The organism is Chryseobacterium arthrosphaerae (genome assembly GCF_001684965.1).
Lineage (GTDB): Bacteria > Bacteroidota > Bacteroidia > Flavobacteriales > Weeksellaceae > Chryseobacterium > Chryseobacterium arthrosphaerae.
Genome location: NZ_MAYG01000020.1, coordinates 1 through 429 on the forward strand (window position 1 = coordinate 1; position 429 = coordinate 429).

At 34.5% G+C, this 429-nt stretch carries 1 pseudogene; it reads right to left on the reverse strand.

Features of this window, described 5'->3' with window-relative positions:
- A pseudogene (locus tag BBI00_RS18995) lies at positions 1-329 on the reverse strand (PepSY domain-containing protein); the annotation flags it as partial.
- Positions 330-429: the final 100 nt, after the last annotated feature.

Below are 429 nucleotides of genomic sequence, written 5' to 3' on the forward strand. Positions count from 1 at the left end.
ATCTTGTCCAGTACAAAAGGCAGTTCCATTTTAGAATACTGTGCCTTTCCGGTTGCTGCATCATAAGTACCTTTTTTAAAATGAAGAACAGTACCTTCTGTTTTTTCAACTTCAAGACCTTTCATTTTCAGTTCCTTTTTCAGCTGCTTTTCAGTAAGATCCTTCGCAAGTACTTTATCATACTTTTTTTCATTCTTCAGAAAATCTGTGTCTCTGTACACCAGAAGTATTCCGCTTAATGCATACACTGCCATAATACCTGCAAGGAAATATCCAAGATAGCGGTGTGTGATTCTCATGAAAGTTCTCGTGTCCTTAATCTTATCCATATCGTTTTTGTTTTGTTTTTTAAAATTTCAAAAGTGGAAACTGCAACAAATGCAATTTCCACTTTTAGTGTTGAAGTAGGTATATACTTGTTTTTTACAG